The following is a 14,978-nucleotide window of genomic DNA, read 5'->3' on the forward strand; positions in this document are numbered from 1 at the left end:
ATGATGGGAAAAAGAAGAAAGTGGCTGCCATGTTTGTTCCTTTTTATTTCACTAATCGTTGCCGGGTGTTCTTCTGATGAGACCGGGGGAGAAGAGAACGGTGGGGAGGCAAAAGGCGAGAATGCCGAAGAACAAGTCTTAAACATAGCGAATGACCAAGAGCCGGCAGGGTTGGATCCGCACAAGACACCGGCACATTCATCTATAAGAATTTATTCGCAAATTTACGAGGGGCTACTTACTTTTGATGAAAATATGGAAGTGAAAGGGCAATTGGCAACAGATTGGGAACAACCTGATGATACCTCCTATGTTTTTCATCTGGTGGAAGGCGTAAAGTTCCACAATGGACGTGAAATGAACGCCGATGATGTGGTGTATAGCTTCGAGCGAATTTTGAATGAAGAAACCGCTTCTCATATCGCGTCGTATTTTTCCAATGTTGAAAAAGTCGAGGCGGAAGATGACTATACTGTCAAGTTTACCTTAAGTGAGCCTGATGCCACCTTTCTTTCTTACTTGACAAATGCCAGTGCCGTCGTGGTACCTAAAGAAGTTGTGGAAGAGAATGAAGACTTGCAACAAACGGCTGTTGGAACCGGGCCGTTTAAATTGGAAGAATGGGTTCCGGACAATCATGTCACCTTAGTCAAAAATGAAGATTATTACATTGATGATCAACCGAAATTGGATGAAGTCGTTTATAACACGATGAAAGAAGAATCATCGAGACTGTCAGCTATCCGTACGGGTGAAGTGGATTTGACGACATTATCTGCCAAGTCTGCATCATTGCTGCAGGATCAAGATGGTGTGAATATTATGGATTATCAGTCCTTGGAATACAGTTATGTCGGTTTCAACGTCGATAAAGAGCCATTTAACAATGAAAAAGTCCGTCAGGCATTAAGTCTGGCAACTGACCGCCAAAGCATTGCAGAAATAGTCTGGGATGGCGATGCAGTGGTTTCTGGTCCTGTCGCTCCTTCCATGGGAGATTGGGCAATAGATGTTTCGAAGGAAGAACTTTACCAGAGGAATCTGGATAAGGCCAAAGAGCTTCTAGCGGAAGCGGGTTATCCAGATGGGTTCAAGACTGTCATCACAACGGCATCAACTTACCCAGACATGGTCGATACGGCTCAACTTTTACAACAACAGTGGAAAGAGATAGGAGTTCAAGCAGAGATCAACCAAATTGAATGGGGAGAGTATATTGACACATGGTCCAATACCTCTGCAGATGTTCTTGTTGGGCGAAATGGTTCTGGGACTGATCCAGATCGTTCGTTAAACTACTTTTTTAATACCGAAGGTTCTGCAAATGTATGGAATTTTTCAAATGAGGATTATGATAATTTAGTAGAAAAAGGAAGGAAGACCTTAGATAAAACAGAACGCAAGGAAATTTATGCGCAGGCTCAGGAACAAATAATTAATTTATCACCTAACTTATTCCTGGTTTCTCCAATGAATTACGTAGCAGTCAGAGACAGTGTAGAAGGTTTTACACCTTACCCGCATAACGGGGAAGAAATTGTGGAGGTTTACAAAAAATGATTTTCCGGGCTGCTTGTCAGCCCTTCCTATTCTCTTGGCATTGAGGGTGACTAGATGTATGCATATATAGTGAGACGTTTATTAATGCTTGTTCCAGTATTGTTCGGGGTTTCTGTTTTTATCTTTGTGATCATGAGAATCGTACCAGGAGATGTGGCCATGACCATTCTCGGTACAGATGCCACCCCTGAATCACTTAGACAACTGCGAGAGGATTTCGGGTTGAATCTGCCTATCTATCAACAATATTTTGAATGGATGGCAGGTGTTCTTACAGGGGACTTTGGAGAATCAATGAGAACAGGTAAGGAAGTTTTGCCGGATATTCTGAATCGATTTAAATTAACTTTTGAGTTAACCCTTATTTCGGCGGTCATTTCCTGGGTTATCGCTATCCCGTTAGGAATAATCGCTGCTATAAAGAGAAACTCCAAAGCAGACTTTGGAGTGAGGCTTATATCTTTGCTAGGTGTGTCTGTCCCTAACTTTGCATTAGCCACTGTTTTAATTCTCGTCCTCGCTTTGTTCTTTTCTTACAGTCCGCCAGTTGGTTATGTCGGTTTTTTTGCAGATCCTGCCACCAATTTGCAAATCATGATCCTCCCGTCGATTGTATTGGGAACTGCAATGGCAGGAGCTGTCATGCGCATGACCCGTTCTTCTATCCTGGAGGTTTTGCGGCAGGATTTTATCCGTACTATTAGAGCAAAGGGCGCACGGGAAAGAGTAGTGATCTTTCAACACGCCCTGCGGAATGCGATGATTCCGATTCTTACAATCATAGGGATGCAAATCGGAACACTATTGGGCGGAACAGTCATCATTGAGCAAATCTTTTCGCTTCCAGGGTTAGGCCAACTTGTCCTCACCGCTATTACGCAAAGGGATTTTACAGTTGTACAGGGTGCTGTTCTTTTTATTGCCTTTGTTTTTGTATTGATCAATTTGTTGGTTGATCTTCTTTATTCCTATCTGGATCCAAGAATAACGTACAAATAAGTTAGTGGAAAGATTCAGGGAAAAGAGTGATGAAATGAAAAGTTTTTTTGAAAGATTGAGAAAAGATAAGGTTGGTTTAATAGGTTTCCTGGGTATCTTCATTGTCATATTGATCGGACTACTGTCGCCCTTTATCGCCCCCTATAGTCCGGAGCAGATGTTCACAGAACATACAATGGAAGGACCGAGCAGACAGTTTATATTTGGGACTGATGAATTTGGACGCGATATATTTTCACGAATTGTATATGGGACGCAAGTATCTTTAAAGGTGGGAATCATTGCTGTAGGCATCGGAGCCGGATGCGGCTTGATATTCGGTTTGATTAGCGGGTATTTTCAAGGCAAAGTCGATCAGGTAATCATGAGGATCATGGATGTCTTTTTTGCTTTCCCGGATATTTTACTGGCATTGGCTATAGTTGCTGTTTTGGGTCCCAGCTTGACGAACACCATGATAGCCATAGGGATTGTTTTTACTCCCGTATTCACCCGGACAGTCAGGGCGGCAGTTATCGCTGTGAAGGAAAATGAGTATATCACAAGTGCCGTGGCGATCGGCGTGAATCCGATAAATATAATACTTAAACATATAACCCCTAATATACTTGCTCCTTTCATTGTGCAAATCACACTGGCTTTGTCCGGAGCAATACTCACTGAAGCCGCCCTGAGCTTTTTAGGTTTGGGCATCCAGCCGCCGAATCCCTCGTGGGGGGTAATGCTTGATGCGAGCAGGACATATATGGAATTCGCCCCTTGGACAATCTTGTTCCCGGCAGGCGCCATTGTATTCACGATCTTTTGCTTTAATCTTTTTGGAGATAGTTTAAGGGACATTCTGGATCCGAAAATGAAATAGTACATGAGGAGCGTTTGGGATGGACGTAAAAAAAAGACAGCTTGTTACCGAAGAGACGAATTATTCAAGCCGAAAGATAGATGAAATGGGTACGGAGGAAATATTGACGCTCATCAATGAAGAAGATAGCTCAGTTGCTTCGGCCGTAAAAAAACAAATACCAAATATTCATAAAGCTGTGGATTTAATTGTCGCAAGTATGAAAAATGGCGGACGTTTATTTTATGTCGGGGCAGGGACAAGCGGCAGGTTGGGAGTACTAGATGCCTCTGAGTGTCCTCCGACGTATAACACTCCGTCCGATTTAGTGAGGGGATTGATTGCAGGGGGAAATTATGCGCTTGTACACTCCCTTGAGGGTGTGGAAGATAACGAAAATCAAGCCGCGGAAGATTTGGTGGATGAGAAACTGTGTTCAGCTGATGTGGTTGTCGGAATCGCGGCAAGCGGCTCTACTCCTTATGTAGTAGGAGCATTGAAGTATGCGGGGATAATGGATGCTGGTACTGTCAGCATTTCGTGCAATCCTGGCTCCGTTATTTCCGATTATGCGGATGTTGCAATTGAAACTGTCACTGGTCCCGAGGTAGTGACAGGGTCTACTAGAATGAAAGCAGGAACGGCGCAAAAAATGGTACTGAACATGTTAAGTACAACGACTATGATAAAACTCGGAAAGGTCTATCAAAACTATATGGTGGATCTGCAGGCGTCTAATGAAAAACTAAGAAGAAGAGCATGCCGGATTTTGAGCAAGTTGACCTCAGTAAGCGAATCTGTCGCCTATTCCAAGCTGTCTGAATCAGAATGGAACATTAAAGAAGCCCTTGTCATGCATGAGGCAAACGTTAGCAGAAGCATTTCCCGAAAGTATCTGGAAGAAAACGCTGGGTTTGTAGCAAAGGCGATCAATTCAGCTAGACGGGAGGTGGATTAGTGGATAAACAGTTAGGGATCGGCTTGATGTCAGGTACTTCCCTTGACGGAATAGACGCTGTATTGATTGAAATAGAAGGTAGTTCCATCCACACAAAAGTAAACGTAATAGAGTCATTGACCCATGAATACGAATCAGATGTAAGGACCGCGATAAAAGAGTTGTGTAATCCCGAAAAAGCAACATTGGAAAAAATCTGTTCGATGAATATGTTCCTGGGTAGAGAATTGGGAATGATCGTCAACGAACTATTGGATAAAGCGGACATAGGCAAAGAAGAGGTCCTGTTTGTCAGTTCACATGGCCAAACCATTTTTCATAAACCGGTGGGTGGAGAAAATAGAATGGATGTGCCGGGCACATTGCAAATAGGGGATCTGTCGATGTTATCAGAAATGACGGGGATAACGGCTGTAGGAGATTTTCGGACAGCGGATATGTCTGCAGGTGGACAGGGAGCTCCGTTGGTATCTTTTGTTGATTATATTCTTTTCAACAATCCTGATCGTTCCAGGGCCATTCAAAATATCGGCGGCATAGGCAATGTCACCTACATACCGAAAAACGCAAAAAAGGATCAGATAATGTCTTTTGACACAGGCCCGGGGAATATGGTGATCGATGAAGTTGTTTATAGATTAACCGAAGGAAAACAAGCTTATGACAAGGATGGAAGAATAGCTTACAGGGGAGAAGCGAATAAAAAGCTATTGAATAAATTGATGGAGCATCCATACTTTGCGATGAAGCCTCCTAAAACTACCGGTCGTGAACTTTTTGGTAGTTCATTCGTAGACACTTTTATGAGAGATTCCGCAGATTTGTCTTTTGAAGACAGAGTGGCCACTGTGACCGCCTGGACTGCAAAGACAATAGCCCAAAGCTATTCGTCTTTTATCGAATCCTCTTGTAATTCTATTGATGACGTCGTGATAGGAGGAGGAGGAAGCTATAATCCGTTTTTAATGGAACAGTTACATCGATACCTTCCGAATCAAACAGTTTACAAGCATGAGGATTTTCAACTTTCCAGCGATTTGAAGGAAGCGATTGCCTTTGCCATTCTTGGCTACCACTGTCTTATTGGACAGTCCAACCAGATTCCTTCTGCCACCGGAGCTGACAATCCAGTTATCATGGGGAAAATCTCGCATACTCGGCAGCAAGCATTTCAACGCTTGAACGTTTTGAGGGGGAATTTACATTGAGTTCGTTGCTTGAAATAAAAAATCTTTCAATAGATTTGCATGCAGACCGTGAAAGATTCAATGTGATAAATAACATCAACCTTACCATTGAAAAAAGGCAAAAGTATGGCATCGTCGGTGAATCTGGAAGTGGAAAGAGTCTGACTTCTCTTTCCATTATGAACCTGCTTCCCGATGCTCTGACTATGAGTAGCGGGGATATTATATTCAATGGTGAAACAGATTTGACAAACCTCTCAAAAAAAGATTTTTTGAATATCAGAGGAAACGAAATCTCGATGATATTTCAGGAACCGATGACTGCTTTGGATCCTCTTTATCCTATAGAGCATCAAATAATGGAAGTACTGAAATTTCACGGAAGTTATAACAAAAAGCAAATGAAACAGTTGGCTGTAGAAATGTTGGAAAAAGTGGGGATTCCCAAACCGCATCAATTGATGAAAGAATATCCTCATCAATTGTCTGGCGGCATGAGACAAAGGATCATGATTGCCATTGCTTTAATTTGTAATCCAAAGCTCCTTATTGCGGATGAACCGACGACCGCCCTCGATGTCACCATTCAGGCGCAAATTCTTGACTTGATGAATGAACTGACCGATACCTATGATACCTCGATTTTAATGATCACACATGACCTGGGCGTCATAGCGGAAACATGTGAACGGGTTGCGGTGATGTACTCAGGGGAAATTGTCGAAGAAGCCGATGTAGCCACATTATTTAAAAATCCTACTCACCCCTATACAGTAGGTTTACTTGAATCGGTAAAATCACTAGGGGATAAATCGAATAAATTATATTCCATACCAGGCAACGTGCCAACACCGAAGCAACTGACAGGAGGATGTCGTTTTGCTTCCAGGTGTCCCCATGCAATGGAAATATGTCGCAATCAAGCGCCGCCTTTGTTTTCTATTGAAGCAGATCATAGAAGTAAATGTTGGCTTTATGGGGAGGAGGAAGTGGTCAATGGCTGATCAACAAGCAGTGCTGGAAGTGAAACATTTAAAAAAGTATTTTCCCATAAAAGAGGGAGTATTTAAAAGGACGAAAAATCATGTGAAAGCTGTGAATGATATAAGTTTTGACGTCCAAGAACAGGAAACTTTTGCTTTAGTGGGGGAAAGTGGTTGCGGTAAATCTACTACTGGCCGTTCTATTTTAAGAATTTTAGAGCCAAGTGAGGGGGAAGTTTTTTTTAAAGGGGTAAATCTATTAGATTATTCAAAAAGGGAATTCAGAAAAGTGAGGAAGGATTTGCAGCTTATTTTTCAGGATCCATACAGCTCGCTGAACCCGAGAATGACTGTGAAAAAATTGCTTTTGGAACCGTTGCTCACACATGGAATCGCAAATAAAAAGGAAGCGGAACAAAAGGTAGTAGAAATTGCTGAAAGAGTAGGACTATCGAAAGAACAAATAAACAGGCATCCACATGAGTTCAGCGGGGGACAACGCCAGCGGATCAGCATTGCCCGTGCTTTGATACTTAATCCACAGCTCGTTATTTTAGATGAAGCCGTATCAGCACTTGATGTTTCGATTCAGGCACAGATTTTAAACCTTTTAATCGAGTTGCAAAGAGACCTGAAACTCACCTATATATTTATTTCCCATGATTTAAACGTGGTGAAACATATCAGCGACCGAGTAGGTGTTATGTATTTGGGCCAAATGATGGAACTTTCGGATACGGAAGATATGTATAGCAACCCACTACACCCTTACACGCAATCCCTTCTTTCCGCTATACCATCACATGATCCAACGATCAAAAAGGAAAGAATCATTTTAAAAGGTGATGTGCCTGACCCTGCCAACCCGCCTGCTGGTTGTCCGTTTCATTTGAGATGTCCAAAAGCCCATGAAAGATGTGCGGTGGAAAAGCCTGCTTTTTTTGAAAAAGAGCCGAACCATTGGGTTGCTTGTCACCTTTATGAATAATGATTATGTTTGCCGGAAGTTTTATCGCTAAAGGATCCCTTCGTATGTACCCGGAATTTTAAAAGAAATCTCTATGCTGTAATACTTCTGGATCCGCCAGCATATCGGTTGATGGTGGAAACATACTTAAAAGAAGGATTAAATAATAGCATCATCATAAGTAATTGCGTTTCCGGCTCTTACTTATGATGATGCTTTTTTACCCCGTTTTCTTTCCAATCCATTTGCCTGATGGTTGGATTTATTAAACAGGAAATGTAAGAAAAAATAGTACAGCAAAAAGTTTCCAACAATCTCAACCCCGGCACTCCAGCCAGTAACGTCCTTTGCAAACAGATTTGGAAGGAAGAAAGCAGATCCATCTTCTACATATAAAGTTAAAAAAGGAAAGGGAAAACCATACGAATAAGCATATTTGGATGAAGACACAAGGGTAGGAGCCATGTCTGGAATGAAAAAAGACAAGAGAAAAACCAACACTATGGAAGTGAGGAGAATTTTTTTGTTAAATACCCTTCCCCAGCCCATTTTTCTATAAAAGAAAAAAAGGGTGACCATGACAACGAACGATACAGCATATTGGACTGTATTTACACTGGAATATGGAAAAAGTAAGGATGCAATTCCGCCAAGTATCATCGAGAGAATGAAAAACAGGAGGATAAACCGTAGTGTCTCAAGCGTAACTTTCATTTTTCTCTCCCCCTTGGAATCTTTATGTTCCTGATATACAAACATCACTGTCATTTTAACATAAAATCACATTCATGAATGGGGTGTGAGCAGTGATTCCACTGTATCCTTTGCAAGCGACGAAGAGATTTTCCGAAAAAATTTTACCGGGTGTAAAAAATATAAGCCGGGGTGGCAGTTGGGCGGAAGGACGGTTGACTGATTCGCCTTCTTTCGACAAATTTAGCTATCTGCTTAATTTATGGGTTGCAAATTGAATGCGTTTACATTATACTCATACTAAATCGATTTACTAAACCGTTTTACTAAACGGTTGCTAATCTTTTACTCTATCTTTTAAAAAGGTGGAAGTAAGGGAGAGGGGGGCAAGGCTATAAAAACAGTTACGATAAAGGATGTCGCGCGAAAAGCTGGCGTGTCACCAAGCACGGTATCCCAGTATGTCAACAAGCGATATCATTATATGGGGGAAAAAACAAAGAAGAAAGTCGCCGAAGCCATTGAAGAACTCGGCTTCCATCCGAATACAGTGGCAAGAAGTTTGAAACAAAAGAAAACGCTTACCATAGGGGTGATCATTTCTAATATTTTGCACCGGTATTCGACCGTTGTCAGCCGATCGATCGAAGACTATTGCTACAATTTCGAATACCATACGATTATCTGCAACGCTGATGATGACCCGGAGAAAGAACAAAAATATGTGGAAATGCTGCTTGCCAAGCAGATAGACGGTTTGATAGTCGTTCCGACCAATCATAACCGGGAGCTTTACCAGAGTTTGAAAGACCGCAATATTCCGGTTGTTTTTCTCGATCGATACATCGAAGGGTTGGAAATACCGGCCGTCATCGTTGACAACCAAAAGGTTACCAAGCAGGCGATCAATCATTGGATTGAAGCTGGCCACAAGCGGATTTCCCTAATCACCGCACCGTTGAAGGTAAGCACGCGAATCGAAAGGGTACAAGGGTATAAGCAAGCATTGGCAAAGGCGAAGCTTCCGATAGAGGACGACTACCTACACCACGTAAAAATGAAGGATGTGCAGGATGTTTGCCGACAGATGATGGAACTGGCACAGCCTCCTACAGCTATTTTGGCAGCCAGTGACCTCGTTTTGATGGAGCTCGTGAAGTTTATCAAGCAGGAGCATATCCAAGTACCGGAAGAACTGGCGGTGATGGTATTTGATGAGGTGCATTTGGCAGAATTGCATGAGCCGCCCATTACTACTATCAATCAACCATTCTACGAAATGGGTCAAAAAGCAGCGAGCCTGCTGATGGATATGATCGACCACAAACAGGTGGAAGATAAAAAGTATGTGTTCGAGGCCACCATCAATATAAGGGAATCGAGTGAAACCAAATTATTAGACAAAGGGGTTTTATAATATGAAAAAACGATTGGGAGTTATTTTTTCTGCACTCATTTTATCCGTTATGACTGCTTGCGGTGGAGGGGATACGGAAAATAGCAATGCTGCTGAAAATGGAAGCGTTAACTTGATTGCAGCTACGCAATTGAATTCAGATAGTGCCTTTGCCACCGGTTTTGAAAAATTCAAGGAAGTGATCGAATCGGAAACGGATGGCGATGTAACTGTTGAAATTCATACAGACGGCGCTTTGGGCGGGAACGAAGATGAATTGGTGCAAAATCTGGAGTCCGGATCCGTCGATTTGGTTGTTGCTTCTCCAGGCTTTATGACACAAGCGGTGCAGGATGTGGACTTCTTCGCCCTTCCTTATTTGTTTGAAAGCCGGGACCATTGGAAAAAAGTTGTCGATGGAGAAGTAGGAGAAACCATTTTCAATAGAATCGAAGAAAACACCTCTTTCAAGATGCTTGGTTACTGGTCTGCTGGTGTCCGCAATTACTATGGTTTCAAACCTGTCGAAAAGCCTGAAGATCTAAAAGGTGTAAAGGTTCGTGTGCAAAACTCTCCAGTTGTTCAGGATACTTGGAAAGCGTTTGGCGCCCAACCGGCTAACGTCGCGTGGAATGAAATGTATCAGGCACTGCAAAACAAAGTAATCGACGCAGCGGAAAATGACTTTACGAATATTTACCAGGCAAGCCATTATGAGCTGGCGGATTATATTTCGGAAACTGAACATGATTTCACCACCCGCCTATTCTTTACAGCAGACAGAGTTTACGACCAGTTAAATGACGAACAAAAAGCCGCCTTTGACAAAGCGGCAAAAGAGGCAACGAAAGCTGCACTTGAAGCAGATGATAAATTGGCGGAAGAATCCTTGAAAGCAATGGAAGAACAAGGGGTAAAAGTCAACGAGGTGGATAAGCAACCGTTCATCGATGCCACCGAACAAATCAGAAAAGATGCAGTCAAAAAGCTGGGAATGGAAGACTTGTATCAAAAAGTTCAAGAATTGAAATAAGACACCAAATATGTTGAGTATATAATCCAAACGAGCAAACAAAGGGGATAAGCAGTAAACAGCATAAATAAAAAACCAAACACCCGCCGCCCCGCATGAAAGTTGTCGGGGGACAACCAACATGCAGGGAAGGGGACAGACCCCGGAACCAGCATTTGAACTCTGACGAAACGAAACTTCCGGGGTCTGACCCCATTTCATCGGATTCGCGCCTGAAATAGAAGCGGAATGCTATTATGACGGGATTTTCACCCTCATGGGGACTGACCCCGGTAGTGGTGCTTGGCGGGTTGGTTTTTAGATTGAGGGGTGTTATGTGTGAAGAAATTAATCAATGGCTTAGCGAAGGTTCAATTGGTATTGGCCGCTATCTTTTTCATCGTTTTTATCGTGTGTGTGGTTTTGCAGGTAGCATCCCGTTATATCCCGGGGATTACTGTATTTTGGGCATCGACGATTGCAACGTATTCCTTCATATGGATGGTGTTCTTCGGAGCGGCAATCACCTTGCGTGAGAAGGAACACTTCAAGCTGACCATTTTGCTGGATAAGCTGAAAGGGATGCCACTACTGGTTTTGCAAATCGTGATTCAACTGATTCTGATCTGGTTCGGCTATGTCATGGTAACCGATGGCTATGAAATCAGTCAGCAGTTCTGGGGTTGGACGGTCAACAGCATGCCGCAACTGAAACAAGGCTATATGTGGCTGATTCTGCCAATCACCGGGGTAACTTTCATGATTTACGCATTAGAAAGCCTTATCGATGAAATTGTGAAATACCGTAAAGATAAAGGGGGGTATCAAGCATGACAGGCCTTTTACTTGTTCTATTGTTCGCCATTTTGCTGATTATCGGTTTGCCGATCGCATTCGTCATTGCAGTAACCGCTTACGTGGGCATTGCCATGCTTGATACCATTCCGATGACAACGGTCGTGCAAAGGATGTTTTCCGGCCTTGACTCCTTTATTTTGCTGGCTGTTCCGTTATTCATCCTTGCAGCCAACATCATGAACCAAGGAAAAATCTCCGATATGCTGATCAAATTCGCCGTGTCGCTCGTCGGGCATATCAAAGGCGGATTGGCGCAGGCGAACATCGTGGTTTCCATGTTTTTCGGGGGCATTTCCGGAGCATCGACGGCCGATACGGCGGGAGTCGGAAAAATTTTGATCCCCAACATGCTCCGTGAAAAATACAGCAAAGAAACATCAGTCGCGGTAACAGCCGCTTCTTCGACCATGGGAATGATCATCCCGCCTAGTATTCCAATGGTGATCTACGGAAGCATTGCCAATGTGTCAGTCGGAAAAATGTTTATGGCCGGTATCATCCCGGGGCTTGCCATCGGAATCGCGCAGATGATTTATGTGAATTTTGTCGCCAAAAAGCATGGTTATCCTAGTCATCAACGGATGAAAGTCGGCGAGATTCTTAAAGAAGGGCTGAAAAGTCTGCCGCCCCTTCTGACACCGATCATTATTTTAGGCGGAATCGTCGCAGGTATCGTTACACCGACAGAGGCAGCGGTAATCGCTTGTATCTATGCGTTTATTCTATCTTTCTTCTTTTATCGGACCATCAAGATAAAAGATTTGATGCCTATTTTGTATGACACATTGAAACTAAGCTCGCTGACATTGTTTGCGTTGGCAGCTGCCAGTGCATTAGGCCGCTTGATCAGCTATTACAATCTGCCGGTAGTCATCGGCAATTTCTTCACCCAGTACATGCCGTACAAATGGTTGTTCATTGTCGCTGTCATCATCCTGTTCCTGTTGATCGGCATGATTCTGGACACAGTTCCGGCTATCATTTTGTTCGTACCGATCGTTCTGCCGACTGCTTTGAACCTAGGAGTAGACCCAATCCACATCGGCGTCGTGATCATGATGTGCCTGGCAATCGGATTGGTAACACCGCCGTACGGTCTGTGCCTTTTACTGGCAAGCCAGATTGCCAAACTTCAAATCGGCAAATCATTCCGTGCCGTATTGCCCTATATCGGCATCATACTAATAGTGATTTTGCTTATCGCATTTGTGCCGGCTGTTTTCATGTGGCTGCCGACCATGTTTGACATCTAAATAGAAAATGAAAAGCAGCCAAGCGCACCGGGCGTCATGTTCGGCTGCTTTTCCAGTTCACACAAAGGAAGTGTTTCAAATGCTGGACGTAATAACAATCGGAGATGGAATGATCACTTTCAATCCCAAAAGTACCGGACCGATGCGGTTTGTAAACGAGTTTGAACGCAAAGTGGGGGGAGCAGAACTGAATTTTGCCGTAGGCTGCGCCCGGCTTGGACTTCGCAGCGGCTGGATCAGCCGGGTCGGGAAAGACGAATTTGGAAAGTTCATACTCAACTTTATGCGCGGGGAAGGAGTCGACGTCACGGAAGCCCGCCTTGTCGAGGGATACCCGACTTCTGTCAATTTTAAAGAAATTCGTGAATCCGGGGATGGCAAAACGTTTTATTATCGGGAAAAATCACCGACCGAAACGATGACGTTGGAAGACATTGACGAAGCCTACATCAAACAAGCAAAAATCCTTCATATTACCGGCGTTTTTCCGGCAATATCTGAACGGAATGTCGAATTGGTCAGAAGGACCATTTCACTCGCAAAAAAACACGGATTGAAGGTTTCTTTCGACCCGAATATCCGGTTGAAGCTGTGGAGCAAAGCAAGAGCGAGGGAAGTGCTCAAATCTTTTCTCCCGGATGTCGATATCCTGTTAGCGGGAATTGAGGAGTTGAGTTTCCTTTTCGAGATGGATGAAAAGGAAACGGAATTGGTCGAGAAGCTCGAGCCTTTTGGCATAGAAGCCATTGTCATCAAAAAAGGAGCTGACGGCAGTGTCGGATATATACATGGCCAACGCTTGCAAGCCCCTGGTTTCCTTGTAGGAAAAGTGGTCGATACAGTAGGGGCCGGGGACGGATTCGATGCAGGATTCATCTATGCATGGAATCAAGATTGGCCTGCCGAACGGATGTTGACGTTTGCCAATGCAGTGGGAGCGCTCGTTGTTTCCGTGGCTGGTGACAATGAGGGCTTGCCTGATTTAGATGAAGTGTTGGAAATGATAGGGGAGAAAAAACGAATCGAACGGTAGAAAGCGAAGGAGGAATGTTCCGTGAAATTACAAGTGGCGTTGGATCGCCTGTCATGGCCTGAATGCTTTGCGGTAATCGAATCTGTGAGGGGTTCTGTTGATTACATTGAAATAGGTACCGGTACCATCAAAGAATTCGGTGTTGAAATCATCAAAGCGATGAAACAAGCCTATCCAGAAAAAACATTGGTCGCTGATATGAAAATTTGCGATGCGGGTAAGCATGAAACGGCATTGGCGTTGGATGCAGGAGCTGATGTTATCACAGTAATGGGATTCGCACCATTGCAAACGATAAGGGACTGTGTCGAAGTGGCTGATCAGTCCGGCAAGCAGATCATGGTAGACTTGCTTGGAATCAGGAGTCGCGAAAAGATAGAAGAACTGGTGGGGAGTGGAGCCGAATTGTTATCGCTTCACATCGGCAAAGACGAACAGAAGAGCGGCGGACTGGAGGCGGAGCATTTTCGCCTGGTCGAAGGGCTGAACGGTGTCCAAACTGCTGTGGCTGGGGGAATCAATCAAGACAGCCTGCCGGCATTCATGGAGCACCGTCCGGATATCGTTATCGTCGGGAGTGCGATCACAAAAGCTGTGAACAAGGAAGAAGCTGCCAAAACGATTAAAGGGATGATCGAATGAAAAATATGAACCAAATCCTCGATACAGTCGGGAAAGAAATCACAGGAGTACTTAACCAGGTAGATACCGAGAGCGTTCAGCGCCTTGCTGAAGAATTGAACAGCGCCAAGCGGATTTTTGTCGACGGTGAGGGACGCACCGGCCTGATGGGGAAAGCATTTGCCATGCGGTTGATGCATGCTGGTTTTCCGGTGTATGTGGTCGGTGAGACTATCACGCCAAGCATAGCGGCAGACGACTTATATGTGGCACTTTCCGGTTCTGGTTCGACCGGCGGCACGTACACGAAAGCTGATAAAGCACGAGAAGTAGGTGCCAGAGTTGCAGCGGTTACTGCGAATCCTGAGTCCCCTTTGAGTCAGCTGGCTCATCATGCTGTCTACCTGCCGACAGCAACGAAAAAAAGGTTGGCACATGAGCCTGATACAATCCAGCCGCTCGGCAATCAGTTTGACCAAACCTTGCATTTAGTGTTGGACGCTTCAATTATTTACGCAATAGAAGCGTTCAAGAGCACCAGTCACGAGGCACTAAAACAACAGCATACAAATTTGGAATAAGATTTTAAAAGGGACTGTCAAACCGATAGTCCCTTT

At 43.9% G+C, this 14,978-nt stretch carries 14 protein-coding genes; all 14 read left to right on the forward strand.

Features of this window, described 5'->3' with window-relative positions; all coding sequences use genetic code 11:
• The 14 genes from ABVF09_RS17860 to hxlB all read left to right on the forward strand — a co-directional run bounded on the left by ABVF09_RS17860 (position 1) and on the right by hxlB (position 14,942).
• Positions 1 to 1,560 (forward strand): ABC transporter substrate-binding protein, encoded by a 1,560-nt coding sequence (locus tag ABVF09_RS17860; protein ID WP_235162506.1) that lies wholly within the window; start codon positions 1 to 3, stop codon positions 1,558 to 1,560.
• Positions 1,561 to 1,614: 54 nt separating this feature from the next.
• Positions 1,615 to 2,559 carry an ABC transporter permease gene (locus ABVF09_RS17865; protein ID WP_153463147.1) on the forward strand — a complete coding sequence of 315 codons (945 nt, stop codon included), beginning with the start codon at positions 1,615 to 1,617 and terminating at the stop codon, positions 2,557 to 2,559.
• Between the two features lie 34 nt (positions 2,560 to 2,593).
• Positions 2,594 to 3,421 carry an ABC transporter permease gene (locus tag ABVF09_RS17870; RefSeq protein WP_153463149.1) on the forward strand — a complete coding sequence of 276 codons (828 nt, stop codon included), beginning with the start codon at positions 2,594 to 2,596 and terminating at the stop codon, positions 3,419 to 3,421.
• A 19-nt stretch (positions 3,422 to 3,440) separates the two neighbouring features.
• A complete protein-coding gene (murQ, locus tag ABVF09_RS17875; protein ID WP_371069772.1) occupies positions 3,441 to 4,358 on the forward strand; it encodes an N-acetylmuramic acid 6-phosphate etherase in 918 nt (305 codons plus the stop codon).
• On the forward strand, positions 4,358 to 5,566 hold the full coding sequence (locus ABVF09_RS17880) for an anhydro-N-acetylmuramic acid kinase (protein ID WP_371069773.1): 1,209 nt from the start codon (positions 4,358 to 4,360) through the stop codon (positions 5,564 to 5,566). The genes murQ and ABVF09_RS17880 overlap by 1 nt, the downstream gene beginning before the upstream one ends.
• Positions 5,563 to 6,549 (forward strand): ABC transporter ATP-binding protein, encoded by a 987-nt coding sequence (locus ABVF09_RS17885; RefSeq protein WP_371069774.1) that lies wholly within the window; start codon positions 5,563 to 5,565, stop codon positions 6,547 to 6,549. Before ABVF09_RS17880 ends, ABVF09_RS17885 begins: the two co-directional genes overlap by 4 nt.
• Positions 6,542 to 7,516: an ABC transporter ATP-binding protein gene (locus tag ABVF09_RS17890; RefSeq protein WP_026571002.1), complete on the forward strand. Its 975-nt coding sequence runs from the start codon at positions 6,542 to 6,544 to the stop codon at positions 7,514 to 7,516. The genes ABVF09_RS17885 and ABVF09_RS17890 overlap by 8 nt, the downstream gene beginning before the upstream one ends.
• Positions 7,517 to 8,597: 1,081 nt before the next feature.
• Positions 8,598 to 9,605, forward strand: coding sequence for a substrate-binding domain-containing protein (locus tag ABVF09_RS17895; RefSeq protein WP_371069792.1), 1,008 nt, complete (start codon positions 8,598 to 8,600; stop codon positions 9,603 to 9,605).
• Position 9,606: 1 nt separating this feature from the next.
• Complete coding sequence (locus tag ABVF09_RS17900) at positions 9,607 to 10,617, forward strand: TRAP transporter substrate-binding protein (RefSeq protein ID WP_026772246.1); 1,011 nt, start codon at positions 9,607 to 9,609, stop codon at positions 10,615 to 10,617.
• A 318-nt stretch (positions 10,618 to 10,935) separates the two neighbouring features.
• Positions 10,936 to 11,430, forward strand: a complete 495-nt coding sequence (locus ABVF09_RS17905; protein ID WP_371069775.1) for a TRAP transporter small permease — start codon at positions 10,936 to 10,938, stop codon at positions 11,428 to 11,430.
• The gene (locus ABVF09_RS17910) at positions 11,427 to 12,707 is read left to right on the forward strand and encodes a TRAP transporter large permease (RefSeq protein WP_153463163.1); all 1,281 of its coding nucleotides are present in this window, start codon (positions 11,427 to 11,429) and stop codon (positions 12,705 to 12,707) included. Before ABVF09_RS17905 ends, ABVF09_RS17910 begins: the two co-directional genes overlap by 4 nt.
• Before the next feature lie 79 nt (positions 12,708 to 12,786).
• Positions 12,787 to 13,740, forward strand: a complete 954-nt coding sequence (locus ABVF09_RS17915; RefSeq protein WP_153463165.1) for a sugar kinase — start codon at positions 12,787 to 12,789, stop codon at positions 13,738 to 13,740.
• A 21-nt stretch (positions 13,741 to 13,761) separates the two neighbouring features.
• Positions 13,762 to 14,382 (forward strand): 3-hexulose-6-phosphate synthase, encoded by a 621-nt coding sequence (hxlA, locus tag ABVF09_RS17920; protein WP_153463167.1) that lies wholly within the window; start codon positions 13,762 to 13,764, stop codon positions 14,380 to 14,382.
• Positions 14,379 to 14,942: a 6-phospho-3-hexuloisomerase gene (hxlB, locus tag ABVF09_RS17925; RefSeq protein WP_035427030.1), complete on the forward strand. Its 564-nt coding sequence runs from the start codon at positions 14,379 to 14,381 to the stop codon at positions 14,940 to 14,942. The genes hxlA and hxlB overlap by 4 nt, the downstream gene beginning before the upstream one ends.
• Positions 14,943 to 14,978: the final 36 nt, after the last annotated feature.

Origin of the sequence: Sediminibacillus sp. JSM 1682029 (genome assembly GCF_041366435.1) — a bacterium.
Taxonomy (GTDB): domain Bacteria; phylum Bacillota; class Bacilli; order Bacillales; family Amphibacillaceae; genus Sediminibacillus; species Sediminibacillus terrae.